The sequence below is a fragment of the Pseudomonas sp. 06C 126 genome, from assembly GCF_001855215.1.
In the GTDB taxonomy this organism is placed as follows: domain Bacteria; phylum Pseudomonadota; class Gammaproteobacteria; order Pseudomonadales; family Pseudomonadaceae; genus Aquipseudomonas; species Aquipseudomonas proteolytica.
The window spans coordinates 108,660-130,259 of the sequence record NZ_MIFU01000097.1 but is presented as its reverse complement, the minus strand read 5'-3'; the positions used below and the strand labels follow the sequence as shown (position 1 = coordinate 130,259).

The window sequence follows — 21,600 nt, the reverse complement described above, 5'->3', positions numbered from 1 at the left end:
CGCGGGCGATGCGGCGTTCCGACAAGCCCGCTCGCCACAACCACAACCAAACCCAAACCCCATCAATCAGCTAACAAAAAGGCCAGCACCCGATCGCTGAACGCAGCCCCGGCCTGTACGTTGGACAGGTGCGCCGCGTAGAACTCGGCGTACTCAGCCCCCCGTACCTGCTCCTGGATAAAGCGGCTGCCAGACGGCGGTGTCACCGCATCTTCGGTACCGGCGATCACCAGGGTCGGCACGCTGATCAACGACACTTGCTCGCGCAAATCGGCATCGCGCACCGCGCCACAGTTGGCGGCGTAACCGGCGGGATCGGTGGCGGCCAGCATGTCGGTAATCCGCTGGGCCTGCTCGGGATGGGCCTGAGCAAAGTCTGCGGTAAACCAGCGCGCAATCGACGCATCGCGCAGCGCCACCATGGCCGCCGGGCCATCGCGCAGGACCATTTCTATTCGAGGGTTCCAGATATCCGCAGTGCCGATTTTCGCTGCGGTGTTGCACACCACCAGTTTGAGCAAGCGCTCGCCAGCATTGATGCCCAGCCACTGGCCAATCAGGCCGCCCATGGACAAGCCGCAGAAATGCGCGCGTTCGATGTTCAGCGCATCCAGCAGCGCCAGCACATCCCGCCCTAGCTGTTCGATGCTGTAGGGGCCTGCGGTAACCAGGGATTTGCCGTGGCCACGGGTATCGAGGCGCAGCACCCGAAAGTGCTCGGTGAACGCCGGCATCTGCGTGTCCCACATCCTAAGGTCAGTGCCCAGTGAGTTGGACAGCACCAATACCGGCGCACCTTTGGGGCCTTCCAGTTGGTAATTCAGTTCGCCATCGGCGAGTTGTACAGATCCCACAGCAGCCTCCTCAGGCAGAAAATGCAAAGTGTTCGGCCACGGCGCGGCTGACCCAGGTCTGTGCCTGGCCCAGGTAATGCGCCGGGTCCAGCAGGCGATCCAACTCCAGCGCCGACAGCTCGGCGGTGACTTGCGGCTCATCGGCCAACACCGCGCGCAAATGGCGCTGCTCGGCGACGGCGCGTTTGCAGCACTGCTCCAGTAAGTGATGGGCGGTTTCACGTCCCAGGCGCTGGGCGAGCACGATACTGACGGCTTCGGCCAGCACCAACCCCTGGGTCAGGTCGAGATTTTTGCCCATGCGTTGCGCGTCGACTTCCAGGCCTTCGCTCACCAGCAGCGCTTGGTGCAAGGCGCCGGACACCAGGCGGCAGATTTCGGGCAAGGTCTCCCACTCGGCATGCCACAGGCCCAGGCTGCGTTCGTGTTCCTGGGGCATGGCGCTGAACATCGTCGATACCAGGCCAGGCACACGGGTGGCCGCACTGATCAGTACAGCGGCGCCCACCGGGTTACGTTTGTGCGGCATGGTCGAGGAACCGCCCTTTCCCGGTGCCGACGGTTCGAACACTTCCGCCGCTTCGGTCTGCATCAACAGGCTGATATCGCGACCGAGCTTGCCGAGGCTGCCGGCGATCAGGCCAAGGACGCTGGCAAACTCCACCAACCGATCACGCTGGGTGTGCCAGGGTTGTTCCGGCAGCGTCAGTTGCAACTCCGCCGCCAGGGCTTGCGCCACCGGCATCGCCTGCTCGCCCAACGCCGCCAAGGTGCCGGACGCCCCGCCGAATTGCAGGACCAGCAGGCGTGGCTTCAACTCCTGCAGCCGTTGGCGACTGCGCGTCACCGCCCCCAGCCAACCGGCGATTTTCATCCCCAGGGTGACCGGCGTGGCGTGCTGTAACCAGGTACGCCCGGCCAATGGCACGTCGGCATAACGCTGCGCCTGGGCGGCGAGCACCGCGCCCAGCCGGGCCAGGTCTGCCTCGATCAGCACCAGCGCCTGGCGCAGTTGCAGTACCAGGCCGGTGTCCATCACATCCTGGCTGGTGGCGCCTAGATGCACATAGCGCTCGGCGCCGGCGTCTTCACTGGCAATCAACTTGCCCAGGGCCTTGACCAACGGAATCGCCGAATTGCCCGCCGTGGCAATCGCTACGCCGAGGGCATCCACGTCATACAACGAGACCAGGCAGGCCTGGGCAATCGGTGCCACGGCGGCCGGCGGGATCAACCCGACCCGGGCCTGCGCCCTGGCCAATCCGGCTTCAAAATCCAGCATGCCCTGCAAGCGTCCCTGGTCACAGAACACCTCGGCCATGCTATCGGCGGTGAAGTAAGCGTCGAACAATTGGTTGCTCGTGCGCAGTGTCATAACTCATCCCTTACAGATCGTGGTGCAAGTACTCAGCCTGTTTCGGCAGGCGCAGGCTGAACAGGAACGCAATGGCCATCATGCCGGTCACGTACCAGTAGAAGGTGTTTTCCAGGCCGATGGACTTCAGGCCCAGCGCCACGTATTCCGCCGAACCACCGAAGATCGCATTGGCCACCGCATAGGCCAGGCCTACACCGAGGGCGCGCACTTGTGGCGGGAACATTTCCGCTTTTACCAGGCCGCTGATGGAGGTGTAGAAACTCACAATCGCCAGCGCCAGGGTAATCAGCACAAAGGCCAGGAACGGGCTGGTCACGGTTTTCAGGGTCAGCAGGATCGGCACCGTGCACAGGGTGCCGAGGGCGCCGAACCAGAGCATCGAGTTACGGCGGCCGATCTTGTCCGAGAGCATGCCGAACAGCGGCTGCATGCACATGTAGAGGAACAGCGCACCGGTCATGATGTAGCTGGCGGTCTTGGCGTGCATGCCGGCGGTGTTCACCAGGTACTTCTGCATGTAGGTGGTGAAGGTGTAGAAAATCAGCGAGCCGCCAGCGGTGTAGCCCAGCACGGTGATAAACGCGGCCTTGTGATCACGGAACAGCGCGGCAATGCTGCCGGCGTCCTTGTTGTCACGCATTTCCTTGCTGGTGGTTTCTTTCAGGGAGCGGCGCAGCAACAGCGAAATCACCGCCGCCACCGCACCGATCACAAACGGAATGCGCCAGCCCCAGGCCCGCAGTTCGTCTTCGGTGAGCAGTTGTTGCAGGATCACCACCACCGACACCGCCAGCAGTTGCCCGCCGATCAATGTCACGTATTGGAACGACGCGAAGAAGCCGCGCTGGCCCTTGAGTGCAACTTCACTCATGTAGGTTGCCGTGGTGCCGTACTCGCCGCCCACCGACAGGCCCTGGAACAAGCGCGCCATCAACAGCAGGGCCGGTGCCCAAGCGCCGATGTCTTTGTAGGTGGGCAGGAAAGCGATGACCAGCGAGCCGGCACACATCATCAGCACCGAGATCATCATGGAGTTCTTGCGCCCGTGCTTGTCGGCGACCCGGCCAAACAGCCAGCCACCGATGGGGCGCATCAGAAAGCCTGCGGCGAACACGCCCGCGGTGTTGAGCAGTTGCACCGTGGGGTCGTCGGAGGGGAAAAACGCCGGGGCAAAATAGATGGCGCAGAAGGCGTACACGTAGAAGTCGAACCATTCGACCAGGTTGCCGGAAGAGGCCCCGACAATCGCAAAAATCCTTTTGCTGCGTTCTTCTCCGGTGTAGTGACTGGTATTCGTTGTCATGTTGTTTTCACTCGAGGGGAACGGGTTAGAGTCTAGACATACTTTGCAACAACCTCGTTCCGCAAGCAGACCTTTGGATTGTGGGCGCCTGTACCGACCTCATCGCAGGCAAGCCAGCTCCCACAGGTGATCGCATTCCAATGTGGGAGCGGGCTTGCCCGCGATGGGGCCCTTTCAGACTACTCAGTAATCGAAAAACACCGTTTCTTCATCTGTCCCCTGCAGCACCACATTCCACTGATAAACCCCCGTCGCATCCGCCTTGGCCACCAAGGTCCGCCGCCGCTCTGCCGGCACACACGCCAGCAGCGGGTCATCGCCATTGGCCGACTCGCCCTCGAAATAAATCCGCGTCAGCAAGTGCTTCACCAAACCACGGGCAAACACCAACACCACCAAATGCGGCGCCTGGGTTGTGCCCTTGAGGCCCGGCACGCTGCCGGGCTTGATGGTGCTGAAACGGAAACGCCCTTCACCATCCACCGGCACTCGGCCAAACCCTTCGAAGTTGGGGTCCAGGGCTTTGTCCTGGTCATCCTCGGGGTGGTCATATTTGCCGGCGGCGTTGGCCTGCCAGACTTCCAGCATGGCGTCGTTGACCACATCGCCATTGCCATCCACCACTTGCCCGGTGATCGCCACGCGCTCGCCGAGGGTACCGGCGTTGGCCAGGTCTTCGCGGTTCAGCCAGGTCAGGCCGATGTGATAGTACGGCCCGACGGTGTGGGACGTGGTTGCGTTAAGGGTCATGTCATTTCTCCATCGGCGTGGCGTCACGGCCGCGCAGGACGATGTCCCAGCGGTAGCCGAGGGCGTAGTGCGGCACGGTCTTTTCCAGGTCGAAACTGGCGATCAGGCGTTCCTTGGCCGAAGTGTCGGGCACGCAGTTGTAGATCGGGTCATAGGCCAGCAGCGGGTCGCCAGGGAAGTACATTTGGGTCACCAAGCGCGTCAGAACGCTGGGGCCGAACAGCGAGAAGTGAATGTGTGCCGGACGCCAGGCGTTGTGATGATTACCCCACGGATAGGCCCCTGGCTTGATGGTCTGGAACTGGTACCAGCCATCGGCGTCGGTAACGGTGCGACCGGTGCCGGTGAAGTTCGGATCCAGGGGCGCGTCGTGCAAGTCGCGCTTGTGGTTGTAGCGACCGGCAGCGTTGGCCTGCCAGATCTCGACCAGGATGCCCGGCACAGGCAGGCCGTTTTCATCCAGGACCCGACCGTGAATGATGATGCGCTCGCCTTGGGGTTCGCCATCGTGCTGGGCAGTCAGGTCGTTGTCGTGCTCGGCAATGCGTTCGGCGCCGATGGTCGGGCCGGTGATTTCCGATAGCGAATGGGGCAGAAACACCAACGGCTTGGACGGCGAACGCAGGTTCGTCGACTGGTAGGCCGGGTGCAGGTAATCAGGCTGAGTACCCGCTTGCGGGCGCCGGTATCCGGGCTTGTCACTCATGGAGTCATCCTCTTTATTCTTGTCAGTCTCAAACGCGTTCAATCGCCAGGGCCAGGCCTTGGCCGACGCCAACACACATGGTCGCCAGGCCTTTGCTGCCGCCGGTTTTTTCCAGTTGATGCAGCGCGGTCAACACCAGGCGCGCACCGCTCATGCCCAGCGGATGGCCCAAGGCAATTGCGCCACCGTTGGGATTGACCTGGGTTGCGTCGTCCGCCAGGCCCAACTCGCGCAGCACCGCCAGGCCTTGGCTGGCGAAGGCTTCGTTGAGTTCGATCACATCAAAGTCGCTGACGGCCAGGCCCAGGCGCTCAACCAGTTTGCGCACCGCAGGCACCGGGCCGATGCCCATCACACGAGGTTCGACCCCGGCGCTGGCCATGCCCAACACCCGGGCGCGGGCAGTCAGGCCGTGCTTTTTCACGGCTTCGGCGCTGGCCAGAATCAAGGCTGCAGCGCCATCGTTGACTCCGGAGGCGTTGCCGGCGGTGACGGTCTTGTCCGGACCATTGACGGGCTTGAGCTTGGCCAGGGCCTCAAGGCTGGAGTCGGCGCGTGGATGCTCGTCGTGCTCCACCAGGGTCTCGCCTTTTTTGTGGGCGACCCGCACCGGCACGATTTCTTCAGCGAAGAACCCGGCAGCCTGGGCAGCGGCCGTGCGTTGCTGGCTGCGCAAGGCGAAGGCGTCCTGGTCGGCGCGCGAGACTTTATAGTCGTCCGCCACGTTATCAGCGGTCTGCGGCATGGCATCGACGCCGTACTGGGCCTTCATCAACGGGTTGATAAAACGCCAGCCGATGGTGGTGTCTTCCAGCTTCATGTTGCGCGAGAACGCGGCATCGGCCTTGCCCATCACGAACGGCGCACGGGACATCGACTCGACGCCACCGGCAATCGCCAGCTCCATTTCGCCACTGGCGATGGCGCGGAACGCGGTGCCGATGGCGTCCATGCCCGAGGCACACAAACGGTTGAGGGTCACGCCAGGGATGCTCGATGGCAAGCCGGCCAACAGCGAAGCCATGCGGGCCACGTTGCGGTTGTCTTCGCCAGCCTGGTTGGCGCAACCGAGGAACACTTCGTCGACCGCGGTCCAGTCCACCGACGGGTTGCGCGCCATCAGTGCCTTGATCGGCAAGGCCGCCAGGTCATCGGCGCGCACCGTGGACAGGCCACCGCCGAAGCGGCCGATGGGGGTGCGGATCGCATCACAGATAAACACGTCGCGCATCAGGCTTCTCCTGGGGTTTGGCCATGGGCGGCGGCGGTACGGGCTTCAAGGTCGCGCAAGGCGTTCAGTTCAATGTCGGTGGGCTCGGCGCTGGTGCCGAGTTGATCGGCAAAACGCACCGCCCAGCCGGTGGCGGCGATCACTTGCTCGCGGGTCACGCCTGGGTGCAAAGCCGTGACCACAAATTCGTGGGTGCCCTCTTCCGGTTCCATGATGCACAGGTCGGTAATAATCCCTACCGGGCCTGCGCCTGGCAGGCCGAGGCGCTTGCGCGAATCGCCGCCTTCGCCATGGCCGACCGAGGTAATGAAGTCCAGTTTGTCGACAAACGAACGGGACGACTGCTTGAGGATGATCAGCACGCTCTTGGCGGAACCGGCGATTTCCGGCGCGCCACCGGCGCCCGGCAGGCGCACCTTGGGCTGATGATAGTCACCGACCACCGTGGTGTTGATATTGCCGAAACGGTCGACCTGGGCCGCGCCTAGAAAGCCGACGTCAATGCGCCCGCCCTGCAGCCAGTAGCGAAAAATCTCACCGGTGGGGACTACGGTATCGGCGGTTTCCGCCAGTTCGCCGTCACCAATGGACAGCGGCAGTACCGAGGGTTTGGCGCCAATCGGGCCGGACTCGTAGATCAACACCACATCTGGCGAAGACGTCAGGCGCGCCAGGTTGGCGGCCTTGGATGGCAGGCCAATACCGACGAAGCATACCGAGCCGTTTTTAAGGCGACGCGCAGCGGCGACGGTCATCATTTCATTGGTCGAGTAAGTCATTACTTGGCCTCCTGGGCGGCAGCCAGCTTGGCCTGGAATTGACTGAAGTCGGCGGTGCCATGGATGTATTCATCGATCCAGGCGGTAAACGTCCCACGATCCCGAGCGATCGGGTCCCAGGCTTGATAGAAGCGATTGTCGCGTTCGGTGTAACCGTGGGCGTAGGACGGATGCGCGCCACCCGGCACATGGCACACGGCGGTCAGGGCCCAGGTCGGCAGTACGCAGGCGTTCATCGGCGCGTTGAGGTCATCGACGATCTCTTCGACAGTGACGATGCAACGCTTGGCCGCCAATGCCGCCTCTTTCTGCACCCCAAGGATCCCCCACAACAGCACGTTGCCCTTGCGATCGGCCTTTTGCGCATGGATCACGGTGATGTCCGGGCGCACCGACGGCACCGCCGCCAGCACTTCGCCAGTGAAGGGGCAGGTCACGGTCTTGATCAACGGGTTGACCTTGGGCAGGTCGGAACCGGCATACGCCCGCAACACCGCGAACGGCAAGCCGGAAGCGCCGGCCACGTAGGCGTTGGCCAGGTCCGCATGGCTGTGTTCTTCGATCTCCAACGGTTGCGGCCATTGCTTCTCGACCGCGTCCCGCAGGCGATGCAGGGAACCCACGCCAGGGTTGCCGCCCCACGAGAAAATCAACTTGCGCGCACAGCCGGCACCGATCAGTTGGTCGTAGATCAGGTCGGGCGTCATGCGTACCAGCGTCAGGTCTTTCTTGCCCTGACGAATGATTTCATGACCTGCCGCTGTAGGGATCAGGTGGGTAAAGCCTTCGAGCGCGACGGTATCACCGTCATTGACGAACTGCTTTACCGCATCAGCCAGCGAAAGGATTTCAGCCATGGGGTTGGGCTCCCGATGTAGGTCGAAAAAGGCGCTGGAGGCAGCGCCGAAGTGCTTGAAGAGTAAGCCGGGGTCTGGAGCCAAACAATCCGATAATCGACTATCCGTTCGATAATCGAACAGATTGTTGCTTGGCTAACATTCCGCCAAACACCCCTGAATTCAATGTGAGCGCCGTCCATGTGGGAGCGGGCTTTAAGTCTCAGGTGGCATCCGCATGACTAACCAGGCCTTTGATCAACACCGCGGTGGTGGCCAATGCAGCCGGAATCACCAACGCCGTCAGCACCTGCTCGAAGTTCCAGCCCAACCCCAGCAAGGTGGCGCCCATCCATGCGCCGAGGATCGCGCCAAAACGCCCAATCCCCAGCATCCACGAGACACCCGTGGCGCGCCCCTGGGTCGGGTAGAACCGCGCGGCCAGCGAAGGCATGGCCGATTGCGCACCGTTGACACACATCCCGGCGATCAACACCAGGGTGGCCAAAAGGGTGATATTGCCCAGGCTTTGGCCCACGGCGTAGGCAAACACCCCAGCCAGCAGGTAGAAAGTACCGATGACCTTGTGCGGATTGAACCGATCCATGGCCCAGCCCACGCCCACGGCGCTGAGTACGCCACCAAACTGGAACAACGCGCCGATGAACGCCGCCTGTTCCATGCTGGCGCCGCTGTCACGCATCAGGGTCGGCAACCAACTGGTCAGCAGGTACACAATCACCAGGCCCATGAAGTACGTGAGCCACAGCAACAAGGTGCCGGTGCTGTAAGTGCCGGAGAAGATCACCGCGAACACATTGCGCGCCTTGACGGTTTTCTGTTCCGGGACACTGAAGCTGGCGGCCTGGGCGACGGTGGCCGGGTCGATGGGTGCCAGGGCCTTGCGCACTTTGTCGGTGCCGCGATTGCGCACCACCAGGTAGCGCGCCGATTCCGGCAGCCACAGCAGCAGCACCCCCACCAGGATCAGGGGCAGGATGCCGCCGATCAGCAGCAAGCTGTGCCAGCCGAACAGCGGTATGAGCTTGGCCGAGATAAACCCGCCACCGGCCATGCCCAGGTTGAAACCACAGAACATGCTGGTCACCAACAACGACTTGTGGCGCTCCGGGGTGTATTCAGACAGCAATGTCGTGGCGTTCGGCATACCGGCGCCCAGGCCCAGGCCGGTCAGGAACCGCAACACCAGTAGCTGATCAACGTTGGTGCTGTAGGCCGAGGCCAGGCTGAAGGCGCCGAACACCAGCACGGCCCCCACCAGCACCACCTTGCGCCCGAACCGGTCGGCCAAGGGCCCCGAGCCCAAGGCGCCAAACACCATGCCGATCAACGCCGCACTCATCACCGGGCCGAGGCTGGCGCGGTCGATCCCCCAATCCTGGGACAGCGCCGGCGCAATGAAGCCCATGGCCGCAGTATCCAGGCCATCGAGAAAGACAATCAGGAAACACAGGATCACCACCCGCCATTGATAGCGGGACAAAGGTTGCGCGTTGATAAAGGACTGCACGTCCAGACATGTACCAACAGAAGGCGAAGGCTGATTCATTGTTTTTATTTCCACACCGATGGCGGGCGGACGACGGTGAGTCGTCATTATTGTTGGAGCGAAATCAGACCTGCGGCGTACGCCATCGCGGTCAATCACGCTGCCGCGACATTAATAAGCCAGGGGAAACACCGTCAATTCATCAAACCGGGATCTGTGCGGTCACCGAACAGCTTAAGCAAACAACTGGGCACTCAGCTCCTGGCTGGCGCTAAGCATGCTCGGCAGGAAGCGTTGCTCCAGCTCGCTACGGCTGACCCGGCCGGCGTGGGTGCTGACGTTCAGCGCAGCCAGCACCTGGCCAGACGCGTCATACACCGGCACGGCAATGGAGCGCAGGCCCTGCTCCAGTTCCTGGTCAACGATGCACCAACCCTGTTGCCGCACTTGTTGCAGGCATTCCAGCAACGCTTCGGGCGTGGTCAGGGTGCGGCTGGTCTTGGTTTGCAGGTCGGCATGATCGAGGTAGTCCTGCAGCGACGCATCATCCAGGGCGGCCAGCAAGATCCGCCCCATGGACGTGCAATAGGCCGGCAGCCGGCCACCGACCGACAGATCCACCGAGATCAGGCGCTGGGTCGTGGCGGAGCGGGCGATATAGAGGATGTCGTCACCTTCCAGGGTCGCCATGTTGCAGGCTTCGTGAAGCTGCTCGCTCATGCGGTCCAGGTAGGGCTGGGCAGAAACCGCCAGGGGTGTGGACGACAGGTAGGCATGCCCCAGGGTCAGGACCTTGGGCAACAGCGAGTAGGTGCGCCCGTCCGTGGTGGCGTAGCCGAGTTTGATCAAGGTATGCAGGCAACGCCTGACGGCAGCGCGGGGGATTTCTGTGCGATGGCTGATCTGCGCGATGGTCAGGTGGCGCTTGCGCTCCTGGAACGCCTGCACCACGGCCAGCCCGCGTGCCAGGGAGGTCATGAAATCCGGGTCGCCGGTAAACGCCTGGATGCGTTTGGCCGGTGACGCAACGATCGGCGGCGCCACTGAGGCAAAGGAGTTGCGCAATTGATCGTTCATTTCAGGTCCTTTCTCTTATTTTCAAGCGCCATTACAAGCCGCCGCGCGGCAGATGTACAAGGCAGGGGCGCCAAGATTGGGCGATTATCGGACTATCATTCGATAATCGCAATTTGTTGGCTACCTGGATCAGGCGCAGCAGTGTTGACTTAATTAATGCCAATTTTACTTTCAACTGTCACATGCCGGTTATTAAGCAAGTGGCGCCAACTTCTCGACACTATTGAACTACCCTCTCACCAGGCCAAGTTGACGCTTTTTAACTTGTTGACGATAGTCTTATTCAAATGCGCCGCTATAATGCACTCTGCGACAATGTGAAGTGGGCCTGACGCGCGATCTTTGATCCCGCTGAACCCAGCCCTTGCCTTATCCAGGCCTTGGCCGCATGTACCCATGCCTGAAAAAGAAAACTGTTGCTACGACAGTTGTACTTCCCCGGTGCCGTGGCCGCGCGCAATTCGGAAGTGGTGAGTCGTATGCCTCTTCGTGATATCGCGCTTCACCGGAATCAAACTCAACTCAATTAGGTAGCAATGTGACGAAAGACGAACTGCGCGCGGAACTTGAGCGCCAGGAGCAACGTTACAAGGATGTTTACGGCGGGGAAGTCACCACCTACGCCGCCCAACCGGAGCCGGAACGCAAACCATGGCGCAAACGAGCCAGCCTGCTCGACCAGGCGTTTGCCCAGGAAATCCAAAAGATCGAAAAGGACCTCAAGGCCGAAGAGCCATAAGCTCTGCTGGACTGAGCCCCCCGGCCAGTCACCGCCCTGCCAGCACCTTCTGGCAGGGGCGCCTTGGGCATGCCCTCCAATCGTCAGTTTCGGCGCCATTACGAAATTTCATACAACCGTTTCAGCCGCCTTACCTTAATTGTCGCACCCCGCTCCGCACCCTCTATTCTTTACAAATCAATGAGTTGCCAAACCACCGGAATATCTGGTAGCTGCACCCCTCCTCCAAACTAATTCGTTGAAGAATGTTACCGGCGAGCAGCTAGTGCATCGATTACTGAGGTTTTCTGGCATAATCGCGCCCCCTTACGACCGGGTCATAAAACCTTCATGATCGATTTATTCAGCGGACTGGATGCCTGGGTTCTTGTGAGCCTGTTGCTCGCCCTCGCCTTTGTCCTCGCCTTCGAGTTCATCAATGGCTTTCATGACACCGCTAACGCGGTGGCCACAGTCATCTATACCAAAGCGATGCCGCCGCACCTGGCCGTATTCTTTTCCGGGGTGTTCAACTTCCTCGGCGTGTTGCTCGGCGGGGTAGGCGTTGCCTATGCCATCGTGCACTTGCTGCCGGTGGAGTTGCTGATCAATGTGAACACCGGACATGGCCTGGCCATGGTGTTCTCATTGTTGGCCGCCGCCATCACATGGAATCTCGGCACCTGGTATTTCGGGATCCCGGCATCCAGCTCCCACACGCTGATCGGTTCGATCCTCGGTGTCGGCCTGGCCAATGCCCTGATCAACGATATTCCGCTGGCGGACGGGGTCAACTGGCAGAAGGCTATTGATATCGGCGCCTCGCTGGTGTTCTCGCCCATGGCCGGCTTCCTGGTCGCAGCCCTGGTGTTGATTGGTCTTAAATGGTGGCGTCCGCTGTCCAAGATGCACAAGACACCGGACCAGCGCCGCAAGCTCGACGACAAGAAACACCCGCCGTTCTGGAACCGCCTGGTACTGGTGATTTCGGCGATGGCCGTGAGTTTCGTGCATGGATCCAACGACGGCCAGAAAGGTATCGGCCTGATCATGCTGGTGCTGATTGGTATCGTGCCCGCGCAGTTCGTACTCGATCTGGGCAGCACCACTTACCAGATCGAGCGAACCCGCGACGCCACCCTGCACCTCAACCAGTTCTACCAGCGCAACCACGAAACCCTCGGCGAATTCCTTGCCCTGGGCAAAAGTGTCAGAGACGACCTGCCAGGCAAGTTCCGTTGCAATCCGCAACAGACCGAACCCACCATCAACGCCCTCCTCGGCACATTGAAGGGTGTCTCTGACTACCACTCCTTGACCTCCGACCAGCGCATTGAAGTCCGTCGCTACTTGCTGTGCCTGGACGATACCGCGAAGAAAGTCGGCAAGCTGCCAGGCCTTGATTCCCGCGAGAAGTCGGACCTGGAAAAACTGCGTAAAGACCTGACCGCTACCACCGAATACGCCCCGTTCTGGGTGATCCTCGCCGTGGCCCTGGCCCTTGGCCTGGGCACCATGGTGGGCTGGAAGCGTGTGGTACTGACCATCGGTGAGAAGATCGGCAAGCAGGGCATGACCTATGCCCAGGGCATGTCGGCGCAGATCACCACCGCCACCATGATTGGCTTTGCCAACATCTTCGCCCTGCCGGTCTCCACCACCCACGTGCTGTCTTCGGGCGTGGCCGGGACCATGGTCGCGAACAAGAGCGGCCTGCAAGGCGGCACCGTGAAGACCATCCTGATGGCCTGGGTGCTGACCCTTCCGGCCACGGTGAGCCTGTCGGCCGGGTTGTTCTGGCTGGCATCCAAGGCGCTGGGCAGTTAACAGCCCGCGCAACTGAAAAAGGCGTGACCCGCGAGGGTCACGCCTTTTTTTGTCCTTGTAGGAGCCGGCTTGCCGGCGAAAAACTGGAGAGCAGCACGGGCACCAGGCCCACCGCGTTATCGTTGGCGATTTTCGCCGGCAAGCCGGTTCCTACAAGAACTGCGTCAAAATCCGGGCAAAAAAAAGGGCGACCGAAGTCGCCCAAAATGCCTTGCGTGCTCATGTAACCCGGAAAAACCTATGGTTTTTTACGCTTATTCGCGTCTTTCCAGATAAAAAAACCAAACCCTACAAAAAACAGCACCATGAGGCCGACAGTCAGCACCCCGGCGAAAACCACATTATCGAAAAACATGACCGGCCTCCTGCTCTTGCCCTGTTGCGATGGGGCTAAGTTAACCAAGAAGGCGGGAGGAGAAATTGACGGGGATCAATGTCACCCGCAACGGGGCGTATAGAAGGGAAATAACTGACCTGAATCAACAGATTCAGGTCATTTCAGCGCTTTTTCGTTTTGTTTTTCGACTTTTTCTTCGTCTTGCCTAGCGGCATGGCCTGCTCGAACGCTTGGCGCACGTCATTCAGGCGCTTGTCGTTGAGGTCATGTACCCGTTTGGCCCGTTCGGCATTCAGGTCGATCAGCTTGTCGTCACTCATGGCATGGCTTACGTGGTGGCTGGAGTGACTCAATAATGCGTCCTGGCCCGCCCGGGGGTCAAACCTCGACATCCACCCACAACCCCTGGCGGGGCGCGTCTTCGATCAGCGGCGCGACTGGCACGGTGTTATCAGCATTGAGCTCATCACCAGGAATGGCCAGGTGCTGCTCGGGATCCTCGTCGGCTTCGCGCCGGCGTTTCTGCTGTTCCTGCTGGCGCCGCTGTTCTTCGCGCAGCATCAGCGTCGATTGTTCGGCGTCGCGGTGCTTGAGGTCGATGGTGCTTTCGTTGGAGCTCGGCTGCGCGGGGACCACCGGTGGAATATCGGGCTTTGGGCGCACGGGGTCGAGTTGCGACGTGACCGGCACAACACTCAAGGGCAAGATCGGTGGCAGCATAATTATTAGTCTCCTGTCAGCAGGCTGTCGGCTGGCGCACCAGCGACTTGAGCCCAGGCTCGCCAACTTGTGACCCAGTCGTCAGTCACCCGTGCCCTGCCACCCGTCGAATCGCCCTCTTTCATCCCTGCAAGCGGAGTAGTTTTTGTCAGAGTCCTTTGGCTGGGGCCCTTGTTCCGTTAGAATAGTCGGCTTTTTCACGGCGGGAGTCAGGCAGCATGGCGCAGCAGTATCAACCGGGGCAACGCTGGATTAGTGACAGCGAAGCAGAGCTGGGGTTAGGCACCGTTCTGGCACAGGACGGCCGCTTGTTGACCGTGCTCTATCCGGCCACTGGCGACACCCGCCAGTATGCGCTACGGAATGCGCCCCTCACTCGCGTGAGGTTTTCGCCGGGTGACACCATCACCCACTTCGAAGGCTGGAAAATGACCGTGCGCGAGGTCGACGATGTCGATGGCCTGCTGGTCTACCACGGTCTCAATGGGCAGAACGAGCAGGTCACCCTGCCGGAAACCCAACTGTCGAACTTCATCCAGTTCCGCCTCGCCAGCGACCGTCTGTTCGCCGGGCAGATCGACCCGCTGGCCTGGTTCTCCCTGCGCTACCACACCCTGGAACACACCAGCCGCCAATTGCAGTCCTCGCTCTGGGGCCTGGGTGGCGTACGTGCGCAGCCGATTGCACACCAATTGCACATTGCCCGTGAAGTGGCCGACCGTATCGCACCACGGGTCCTGCTGGCCGACGAAGTAGGCCTGGGCAAGACCATCGAAGCCGGCCTGGTGATCCATCGCCAGTTGCTGTCCGGCCGCGCCAATCGCGTGTTGATCCTGGTCCCGGAAAACCTGCAGCACCAATGGCTGGTAGAAATGCGCCGGCGCTTCAACCTGCAGGTTGCGCTGTTCGACGAAGAACGTTTTATCGAAAGCGATGCCAGCAACCCGTTCGAAGACACCCAGCTCGCGCTGGTGGCCCTGGAATGGCTGGTGGATGACGAGAAAGCCCAGGACGCGCTGTTCGCCGCCGGCTGGGACTTGATGGTGGTCGACGAAGCGCACCACCTGGTCTGGCATGAAGAGAAAGCCAGCGCCGAATACCAGTTGGTCGAGCAGTTGGCCGAGACCATTCCCGGCGTGCTGCTGCTGACCGCAACCCCTGAACAACTGGGCCAGGACAGCCACTTCGCCCGTCTGCGCCTGCTGGACCCGAACCGTTTCCACGACGTCAAAGCCTTCCGCGCCGAGAGCGAGAACTATCGCCCAGTGGCCGAAGCCGTCCAGGAATTGATGGACAAGGGCCGTCTTTCACCGGCTGCGCACAAGACTATCCAAGGCTTCCTTGGCAACGAAGGTGAAGCCCTGCTGGCCGCCGTCAACGATGGCGACACCGAAGCCAGCGCGCGCCTGGTGCGTGAACTGCTGGACCGCCACGGCACCGGCCGCGTGCTGTTCCGTAACACCCGCGCCGCGGTGCAAGGTTTCCCCGAGCGCAAGCTGCACGCCTACCCGCTGCCGTGCCCGGACGAGTACCTGGAACTGCCGCTGGGCGAGCATGCCGAGTTGTATCCGGAAGTCAGCTTCCAGTCGCAGCCGGATATCGAAGAAGAAAACCGCTGGTGGCGCTTCGACCCGCGCGTCGAGTGGCTGATCGACCAGCTGAAAATGCTCAAGCGCACCAAGGTCCTGGTGATCTGCGCCCATGCCGAAACCGCCATGGACCTGGAAGACGCCCTGCGCGTGCGCTCCGGCATCCCGGCCACGGTGTTCCACGAAGGCATGAACATCCTCGAACGGGACCGTGCCGCCGCCTACTTCGCTGATGAAGAGTTCGGCGCCCAAGTGCTGATCTGTTCGGAAATCGGCAGTGAAGGCCGCAACTTCCAGTTCGCCCACCATCTGGTGCTGTTCGATCTGCCGTCGCACCCGGACCTGCTGGAGCAACGCATCGGGCGCCTGGACCGGATCGGCCAGAAGCATGTGATCGAATTGCACGTGCCGTACCTGGAAACCAGTCCGCAAGAGCGGCTGTTCCAGTGGTACCACGAAGCGCTGAATGCCTTCCTTAATACCTGCCCGACCGGCAACGCCTTGCAGCACCAGTTCGGCCCGCGCCTGCTGCCGCTGTTGGAAAACGCCGACGACGGCGAATGGCAAGGCCTGATCGACCTAGCCCGCGCCGAGCGCGAGCGCCTGGAAGCCGAGTTGCACACCGGCCGCGACCGCCTGCTGGAACTCAACTCCGGCGGCGCAGGTGAAGGTGATGCGCTGGTCGAAGACATCCTGGAGCAAGACGATCAGTTCACCCTGCCGATCTACATGGAAACCCTGTTCGATGCATTTGGCATCGACAGCGAAGACCATTCGGAAAACGCGCTGATCCTCAAGCCCAGCGAAAAAATGCTCGACGCCAGCTTCCCCCTCGGCGACGACGAAGGCGTGACCATCACTTACGACCGCAACCAGGCGCTGTCTCGCGAAGACATGCAGTTCATCACCTGGGAGCACCCGATGGTCCAGGGCGGCATGGACCTGGTGCTGTCCGGTTCCATGGGCAACACCGCCGTGGCGCTGATCAAGAACAAGGCGCTCAAGCCGGGCACCGTGTTACTGGAACTGCTCTACGTCAGTGAGGTGGTGGCGCCGCGTTCGCTGCAACTGGGTCGCTACCTGCCGCCAGCGGCACTGCGTTGCCTGTTGGATGCCAATGGCAATGACTTGTCGGGCCGTGTGTCATTCACCACCCTGAACGACCAGTTGGAAAGCGTGCCACGGGCCAGCGCCAACAAGTTCGTGCAGGCCCAGCGTGACCAGCTGACGCCACGGATCAACGCCGGCGAAGAGAAAATCGCCCCGCGCCACGCCGAACGTGTGGCCGAGGCGCAACGTCGCCTGGCAGCAGACACCGACGAAGAGCTGGCGCGCCTGACAGCCCTGCAAGCGGTCAACCCAACCGTGCGCGACAGCGAACTGGTTGCCCTGCGCCAACAACGCGAGCAAGGTCTGGCCATGCTCGACAAGGCGGCGTTGCGGTTGGAAGCGATTCGGGTGTTGGTAGCGGGTTGATCCGCGCCCTGCCCTGTCAAACAAGAAGGCCCGCGCAATGCGGGCCTTTTTTATGGGGTCTTGAGGGCCTCATCGCAGGCAAGCCAGCTCCCACAGTTGACCGGTGTTCCAGTTGGCAACTCGGTTAACTGTGGGAGCTGGCTTGCCTGCGATGGCATCACCTCGATCTCAAGCAGGAACCGCCGGACCAGGCACCTCCACCACCCCCAACCCATCCTTCATCCGCTTGGCATCGCGCACAAAACACCGCGAAGCCTGAAACAGAAACAGCATGGTCAGGAACAACGCCACCGGGATCAGGTACATGGCGTCATGCAGGCCCACGGCCTTGAACGCTTCGGTCATTTGTTCGGCACCCGCCGCATACATCGCCGCATGGGCAAAGTGATCAGACAATGCGCCCACCACCACTGGCCCCATACCACCACCCAGCAGATACAGGCCGGCAAAAAACAGTGCCATGGCCGTAGCCCGCAGACGTGGCTCCACCACGTCCTGAATCGCCGTGTACACACAGGTATAGAAGTTATAGGCAAACAGCCAGCCCACGCTGAACACCGCGACAAACACCCCAATCTCGATGCGCCCCGCATGCAGGGCCCAGGCCGTGCAGACCGTGGAAATAATCAGGCTGAACGCGGCAAACAGCAGGCGGCCGTTGGGGATACGTTGGTGAATCTTGTCGGCCACCAGCCCACCCAGGGTCAGGCCGAACAAGCCCGTCACACCGACAATCACCCCGGTTGCCACCGCTGCTTCTTGCAGCGGCATCAGGAAGTAGCGTTGCAGCATCGGCACCAGGAACGAGTTGCAGGCATAAGTGGCAAAGTTGAAGCACAGCCCGGCCAGCACCAACCAAAGGAAGGTCGGGACCGCCAGCACGCGACGAATCGGCCGGTCGACTTTCTCTTGGGAAACTTGCACGGTTTCGGCGGCGCCGCGCTTGGGCTCCTTGATGTAGAACATGAAGACCGCGAGGATCAGCCCCGGGACCGCGGCAATAAAGAACGGTGCACGCCAGCTGTCGAACGCCTGGACCATCGCGCCGATGGTGAAGAACGCCAGCAACAGGCCCAAGGGCAGGCCCAGCATGAAAATCCCCATGGCCCGGGCGCGGCGGTGGGCCGGGAACAGGTCGCCGATCAACGAGTTGGCGGCCGGTGCATAACTGGCTTCGCCAATACCGATGCCCATGCGCACCAGCAGGAAGGTCCAGAAGCTGCCAACCATACCGTTGACCGCCGTCAGCGCACTCCAGCTCGCCAGGCCCCAGCCCATCAGTTTGCTGCGTGAGCCGGTATCGGCCAGGCGCCCCAAAGGCAAGCCGGCAATGGCATAAACGATGGTGAACGCGGTGCCGATGATGCCGAGCTGGAAGTCACTGAGGTGCCATTCCATGCGGATCGGCTCGATGATGATCGCCGGAATCGTGCGATCAAAGAAGTTGAACAGGTTGGCCAGGAACAGCAGGAACAGAATGCGCCAGGCATTCGCCGCTTGGGTCGAGTTCTGCATGGGTCCGTCTCTTTATTGTTATAGAGGCTCGATGCCGACGCATCCTGCCCGGAACCTGCAATCTAGTCAGGCGCGGCGCGGTTGTCTGTAATGATTCGTAAAGCTGATAGGGCGTAATTTCATCCAGGGCAGCCCGATTTTCCCCGGTAAAAAAATAAGCACGCGCCCCCCTTCCCAAGCGCCTTGGCAGGAATAGAATAGCGAGCCTTCCGCAGTTCCCCCCCTTACCTCTTATTGATGACGTGCCATGTCCGATGCCAGTCCGTGTCTGAATTGCGGTGCCTGCTGTTCACACTTTCGCGTGTCTTTCTTTTGGGGCGAATGCGCTTCATCAGGCGGCACCGTGCCCGATGAACTGGTGGTACAGATCAACCCCAGCCGAGTGGCGATGATCGGCACCGACCAAAAGCCGGCGCGCTGCTGCAGCCTGGAAGGCGAAGTGGGCAGCGGCACACGCTGCTCGATCTACGCCCAGCGTTCCAGCGTATGCCGGGAGTTCGAAGCGTCATGGAGCCAGGGCGAAGTGAACGTCGATTGCGACGCCGCCCGCGCCGCGTTCGGCCTGGCGCCGCTTGAGCAACCGCCTTACGAGTACGAATTGCCGATCAGCGCTTAGAATCATTGGCTATGGCCAGCATGCCAAAATCGAAGAAGTCAAAATGCCATTACCGCTTGCGATTCCGTTGAGCCTTCTATACTCGAATCCATAGGTCATCGCCGCGCGCCGTGACACGAGATGACTCAAACGGGACATGCTATGGAATGGCTGGGTCTGCATTTTTTTACCCCCCTTCCCGAGAGCGGGCATTTATTACTCGATTGCACCCATAACCCCTTCCTGGTGCTACTGGCGTACCTGGTTGCCTGCGCAGCGGGCTTCGGCACCCTGGACATGGCTGAACGGGTCGGCCACGTTGACAACCCCACGGCAAAACGCCGCTGGCGCTGGATCGGCGCCGCTTGCCTGGCCGGCGGGATCTGGTCGACTCACTTCATCAGCATGCTGGCGTTCCAGGCGCCCATTGCCATCCATTACGAAGTGTTCATGACCGTTGCCTCCTTGTTGATCGCAATGGTCGCGTCGCTATTCGCCATGCAAACCCTCAGTCATGCGCAACTGCACTTTCATCAATACCTGGTCGCCTCCATCTGGATGGGCCTGGGCATCGCCCTGATGCATTACGTGGGCATGGCCGCCATGCGCTCCGAGGCCCAGGTGTACTTTTCCGGCGCGCTGTTCGGGTTGTCGGTGGCCATCGCCATCGGCGCCAGCCTGGCAGCCTTGCTGTTGTCCCATTACCTGCGCAGTGGCAGCGGGATGTTCCACCAACTGCTCAAGTACGGCGCCAGCCTGGTGCTCGGCGCTGGCATTCTCAGCATGCACTTCACCGGCATGGCCGCCATGCAACTGCTGCTGCCCACAGGGGCTGTGCCGCCGCTGCCAATCGACAATAACCCGACGCAACTGGGGTTGTCGGTGGCCGTCATCACATTGCTGGTGATCGGCAGCAGCATCAGTGCGGCCCTCGCCGACAAGAAACTGCAGCATAAGGAACGCGACCTGCGTCGGGTCAATACTCTGCTGACCGAACTGGACCAGGCGCGCGCGTCCCTGCAGCAAGTCGCCCACTATGATGCCTTGACCAGCCTGCTCAATCGCCGGGGTTTCAACCAGATCTTCGCCGAAAAGCTCGCACAGAAATCCCTCGACGGGGGCATGCTGGCGGTGATTTTCCTCGACATCGACCACTTCAAGCGGATCAACGACAGCCTGGGCCATGACGCCGGCGATGAGCTGCTGACGGTCCTGGCCGGGCATATCAAGAGTTCGGTACGCAGCCACAATGATGTAGTGGCGCGGTTTGGCGGCGATGAGTTCTGCATCCTGATCAATATCCATCATCGCGACGAAGCGCGGCACATGGCCCAGCGCATCATGCTGAAAATGAAAGAGCCCATCGAGCTGGCCGGCCGGCGCATGGTGATGACCACCAGCATCGGTATCAGCGTGTTTCCCGAGGATGGGACCACCAGCGAGGAACTGCTGAAAACCGCCGACCTGGCGCTCTATCAGTCCAAGGATGGCGGGCGCAACAGCTTGAATTTCTTCAGCTCCAACCTGAAAACCCGGGCCTCTCTTGAACTGCAACTGGAAGAGGAGCTGCGTAACGCACTACGCAACCAAAAAGAACTGGTCCTGCATTACCAACCGATTCTCGACCTGCGCAAAGGCAAAGTCACCCGGCTTGAAGCCCTGGTGCGCTGGCAACATCCCGTCCATGGTTTGCTGGCGCCCGACCGGTTTATCGGTATTGCCGAAAACAACGGGCTGATCGCCGAACTGGACAACTGGGTACTACGCCAGGCCTGTGCCGACCTGAGCTGGCTGACGGAACAAGGCCACCCCGACCTGAGCATGGCCGTCAACTGCTCGGCCCTGAACCTGGCCCGTGACGAACTGGCGGACGAGATCGAATATGCCCTGCGCAGCAGTGGTATCGCCGCCAGCCGCCTGGAACTGGAAGTGACCGAAAATGCCTTGATGGGCAACATCAGCAGCACCCTGATCCTGCTGCGGCAAATCCGCGCGCTGGGCGTTTCGCTGTCCATCGATGACTTCGGCACCGGTTACTCCTCCCTTTCCTATCTCAAGCGCCTGCCCCTCAATACCTTGAAAATCGATCGGTCCTTTATCCAGGACATTCCCAAATCCACCACCGATATGGAGATTGTCCAGGCGATCATCGGCATGGCCCACACCCTGCACCTGCAGGTCATCACCGAAGGGGTGGAAACTGCGCAACAACTGGAGCTTCTGATCAAGCATGGTTGCGACTATGTGCAGGGTTATCTGCTTAGTGCAGCAGTGTCGGCCAATGAAGTCAGCGCGTTGATCATCGCGCTGGATCAGCACAACCCGCTCACACCGTTAAGCCAGGCAGGCGGCAAGGACACCTCTTCGGTGGTACGTCCCATCCGTTGACGCGCAAAAGC

At 61.1% G+C, this 21,600-nt stretch carries 20 protein-coding genes; 5 read left to right on the top strand and 15 right to left on the bottom strand.

The window, feature by feature from the left end; genetic code table 11:
- Nucleotides 1–62: 62 nt before the first annotated feature.
- From pcaD to pcaR, 10 genes are all read right to left on the bottom strand, one after another.
- Nucleotides 63–854 (bottom strand): 3-oxoadipate enol-lactonase, encoded by a 792-nt coding sequence (gene pcaD / locus BHC62_RS18820; RefSeq protein ID WP_070995777.1) that lies wholly within the window; start codon nucleotides 852–854, stop codon nucleotides 63–65.
- 10 nt (nucleotides 855–864) lie between these two features.
- Nucleotides 865–2,229, bottom strand: a complete 1,365-nt coding sequence (locus tag BHC62_RS18815; protein ID WP_070995776.1) for a 3-carboxy-cis,cis-muconate cycloisomerase — start codon at nucleotides 2,227–2,229, stop codon at nucleotides 865–867.
- 10 nt (nucleotides 2,230–2,239) lie between these two features.
- Nucleotides 2,240–3,535: an MFS family transporter gene (locus BHC62_RS18810; RefSeq protein WP_029297066.1), complete on the bottom strand. Its 1,296-nt coding sequence runs from the start codon at nucleotides 3,533–3,535 to the stop codon at nucleotides 2,240–2,242.
- A 183-nt stretch (nucleotides 3,536–3,718) separates the two neighbouring features.
- A complete protein-coding gene (gene pcaG, locus BHC62_RS18805; RefSeq protein WP_070995775.1) occupies nucleotides 3,719–4,285 on the bottom strand; it encodes a protocatechuate 3,4-dioxygenase subunit alpha in 567 nt (188 codons plus the stop codon).
- A 1-nt stretch (nucleotide 4,286) separates the two neighbouring features.
- On the bottom strand, nucleotides 4,287–4,991 hold the full coding sequence (gene pcaH / locus BHC62_RS18800; protein WP_070995774.1) for a protocatechuate 3,4-dioxygenase subunit beta: 705 nt from the start codon (nucleotides 4,989–4,991) through the stop codon (nucleotides 4,287–4,289).
- Between the two features lie 28 nt (nucleotides 4,992–5,019).
- Entirely contained in the window at nucleotides 5,020–6,225 is a 1,206-nt protein-coding gene (pcaF, locus tag BHC62_RS18795; RefSeq protein ID WP_169852022.1) for a 3-oxoadipyl-CoA thiolase, read from the bottom strand.
- Nucleotides 6,222–7,001: a CoA-transferase subunit beta gene (locus BHC62_RS18790; protein ID WP_029297074.1), complete on the bottom strand. Its 780-nt coding sequence runs from the start codon at nucleotides 6,999–7,001 to the stop codon at nucleotides 6,222–6,224. Before BHC62_RS18790 ends, pcaF begins: the two co-directional genes overlap by 4 nt.
- On the bottom strand, nucleotides 7,001–7,858 hold the full coding sequence (locus tag BHC62_RS18785; RefSeq protein WP_029297076.1) for a CoA transferase subunit A: 858 nt from the start codon (nucleotides 7,856–7,858) through the stop codon (nucleotides 7,001–7,003). Before BHC62_RS18785 ends, BHC62_RS18790 begins: the two co-directional genes overlap by 1 nt.
- 202 nt (nucleotides 7,859–8,060) lie before the next feature.
- Nucleotides 8,061–9,407 (bottom strand): MFS transporter, encoded by a 1,347-nt coding sequence (locus BHC62_RS18780; protein ID WP_029297078.1) that lies wholly within the window; start codon nucleotides 9,405–9,407, stop codon nucleotides 8,061–8,063.
- A gap of 174 nt (nucleotides 9,408–9,581) precedes the next feature.
- Entirely contained in the window at nucleotides 9,582–10,424 is an 843-nt protein-coding gene (gene pcaR, locus BHC62_RS18775) for a pca regulon transcriptional regulator PcaR (RefSeq protein ID WP_029297080.1), read from the bottom strand.
- Nucleotides 10,425–10,962: 538 nt separating this feature from the next.
- Between pcaR and BHC62_RS18770 the strand changes: the two genes are divergently transcribed.
- Both BHC62_RS18770 and BHC62_RS18765 read left to right on the top strand, forming a co-directional pair.
- On the top strand, nucleotides 10,963–11,163 hold the full coding sequence (locus BHC62_RS18770; protein ID WP_029297082.1) for a hypothetical protein: 201 nt from the start codon (nucleotides 10,963–10,965) through the stop codon (nucleotides 11,161–11,163).
- A 330-nt stretch (nucleotides 11,164–11,493) separates the two neighbouring features.
- Nucleotides 11,494–12,969, top strand: a complete 1,476-nt coding sequence (locus tag BHC62_RS18765) for an inorganic phosphate transporter (RefSeq protein ID WP_029297084.1) — start codon at nucleotides 11,494–11,496, stop codon at nucleotides 12,967–12,969.
- A gap of 37 nt (nucleotides 12,970–13,006) precedes the next feature.
- Here the strand turns inward: BHC62_RS18765 and BHC62_RS28255 are convergent, their stop codons facing one another.
- The 4 genes from BHC62_RS28255 to BHC62_RS18760 form a co-directional block, all read right to left on the bottom strand.
- On the bottom strand, nucleotides 13,007–13,192 hold the full coding sequence (locus tag BHC62_RS28255) for a hypothetical protein (protein ID WP_143007555.1): 186 nt from the start codon (nucleotides 13,190–13,192) through the stop codon (nucleotides 13,007–13,009).
- Nucleotides 13,193–13,207: 15 nt separating this feature from the next.
- Entirely contained in the window at nucleotides 13,208–13,324 is a 117-nt protein-coding gene (ccoM, locus tag BHC62_RS29210) for a cytochrome c oxidase subunit CcoM (protein ID WP_029297086.1), read from the bottom strand.
- A gap of 143 nt (nucleotides 13,325–13,467) precedes the next feature.
- Nucleotides 13,468–13,659: a hypothetical protein gene (locus tag BHC62_RS28250; RefSeq protein WP_133714123.1), complete on the bottom strand. Its 192-nt coding sequence runs from the start codon at nucleotides 13,657–13,659 to the stop codon at nucleotides 13,468–13,470.
- A gap of 25 nt (nucleotides 13,660–13,684) precedes the next feature.
- Nucleotides 13,685–14,026, bottom strand: coding sequence for a hypothetical protein (locus BHC62_RS18760; protein WP_029297088.1), 342 nt, complete (start codon nucleotides 14,024–14,026; stop codon nucleotides 13,685–13,687).
- 218 nt (nucleotides 14,027–14,244) lie between these two features.
- Here BHC62_RS18760 and rapA point away from each other — a divergent pair, with 218 nt between their 5' ends.
- Nucleotides 14,245–17,091, top strand: coding sequence for an RNA polymerase-associated protein RapA (rapA, locus tag BHC62_RS18755; protein ID WP_070995773.1), 2,847 nt, complete (start codon nucleotides 14,245–14,247; stop codon nucleotides 17,089–17,091).
- A 168-nt stretch (nucleotides 17,092–17,259) separates the two neighbouring features.
- Here the strand turns inward: rapA and BHC62_RS18750 are convergent, their stop codons facing one another.
- Complete coding sequence (locus tag BHC62_RS18750; RefSeq protein WP_029297094.1) at nucleotides 17,260–18,606, bottom strand: MFS transporter; 1,347 nt, start codon at nucleotides 18,604–18,606, stop codon at nucleotides 17,260–17,262.
- A gap of 247 nt (nucleotides 18,607–18,853) precedes the next feature.
- Between BHC62_RS18750 and BHC62_RS18745 the strand changes: the two genes are divergently transcribed.
- Complete coding sequence (locus BHC62_RS18745; protein ID WP_029297096.1) at nucleotides 18,854–19,222, top strand: YkgJ family cysteine cluster protein; 369 nt, start codon at nucleotides 18,854–18,856, stop codon at nucleotides 19,220–19,222.
- A gap of 141 nt (nucleotides 19,223–19,363) precedes the next feature.
- The gene (locus BHC62_RS18740) at nucleotides 19,364–21,589 is read left to right on the top strand and encodes a bifunctional diguanylate cyclase/phosphodiesterase (protein WP_070995772.1); all 2,226 of its coding nucleotides are present in this window, start codon (nucleotides 19,364–19,366) and stop codon (nucleotides 21,587–21,589) included.
- The last annotated feature ends 11 nt before the right edge of the window (nucleotides 21,590–21,600 follow it).

Coding starts and splice junctions, on each gene's coding strand:
- BHC62_RS18815 (WP_070995776.1), bottom strand. CDS start 2,229: ATGACACTGCGCACGAGCAACCAATTGTTCGACGCTTACTTCACCGCC.
- rapA (WP_070995773.1), top strand. CDS start 14,245: ATGGCGCAGCAGTATCAACCGGGGCAACGCTGGATTAGTGACAGCGAA.
- BHC62_RS18740 (WP_070995772.1), top strand. CDS start 19,364: ATGGAATGGCTGGGTCTGCATTTTTTTACCCCCCTTCCCGAGAGCGGG.
- BHC62_RS18780 (WP_029297078.1), bottom strand. CDS start 9,407: ATGAATCAGCCTTCGCCTTCTGTTGGTACATGTCTGGACGTGCAGTCC.
- BHC62_RS18810 (WP_029297066.1), bottom strand. CDS start 3,535: ATGACAACGAATACCAGTCACTACACCGGAGAAGAACGCAGCAAAAGG.
- BHC62_RS18785 (WP_029297076.1), bottom strand. CDS start 7,858: ATGGCTGAAATCCTTTCGCTGGCTGATGCGGTAAAGCAGTTCGTCAAT.
- pcaR (WP_029297080.1), bottom strand. CDS start 10,424: ATGAACGATCAATTGCGCAACTCCTTTGCCTCAGTGGCGCCGCCGATC.
- BHC62_RS18750 (WP_029297094.1), bottom strand. CDS start 18,606: ATGCAGAACTCGACCCAAGCGGCGAATGCCTGGCGCATTCTGTTCCTG.
- BHC62_RS18745 (WP_029297096.1), top strand. CDS start 18,854: ATGTCCGATGCCAGTCCGTGTCTGAATTGCGGTGCCTGCTGTTCACAC.
- pcaG (WP_070995775.1), bottom strand. CDS start 4,285: ATGACCCTTAACGCAACCACGTCCCACACCGTCGGGCCGTACTATCAC.
- BHC62_RS18760 (WP_029297088.1), bottom strand. CDS start 14,026: ATGCTGCCACCGATCTTGCCCTTGAGTGTTGTGCCGGTCACGTCGCAA.
- BHC62_RS18790 (WP_029297074.1), bottom strand. CDS start 7,001: ATGACTTACTCGACCAATGAAATGATGACCGTCGCCGCTGCGCGTCGC.
- pcaH (WP_070995774.1), bottom strand. CDS start 4,991: ATGAGTGACAAGCCCGGATACCGGCGCCCGCAAGCGGGTACTCAGCCT.
- BHC62_RS28255 (WP_143007555.1), bottom strand. CDS start 13,192: ATGAGCACGCAAGGCATTTTGGGCGACTTCGGTCGCCCTTTTTTTTGC.
- ccoM (WP_029297086.1), bottom strand. CDS start 13,324: ATGTTTTTCGATAATGTGGTTTTCGCCGGGGTGCTGACTGTCGGCCTC.
- BHC62_RS18765 (WP_029297084.1), top strand. CDS start 11,494: ATGATCGATTTATTCAGCGGACTGGATGCCTGGGTTCTTGTGAGCCTG.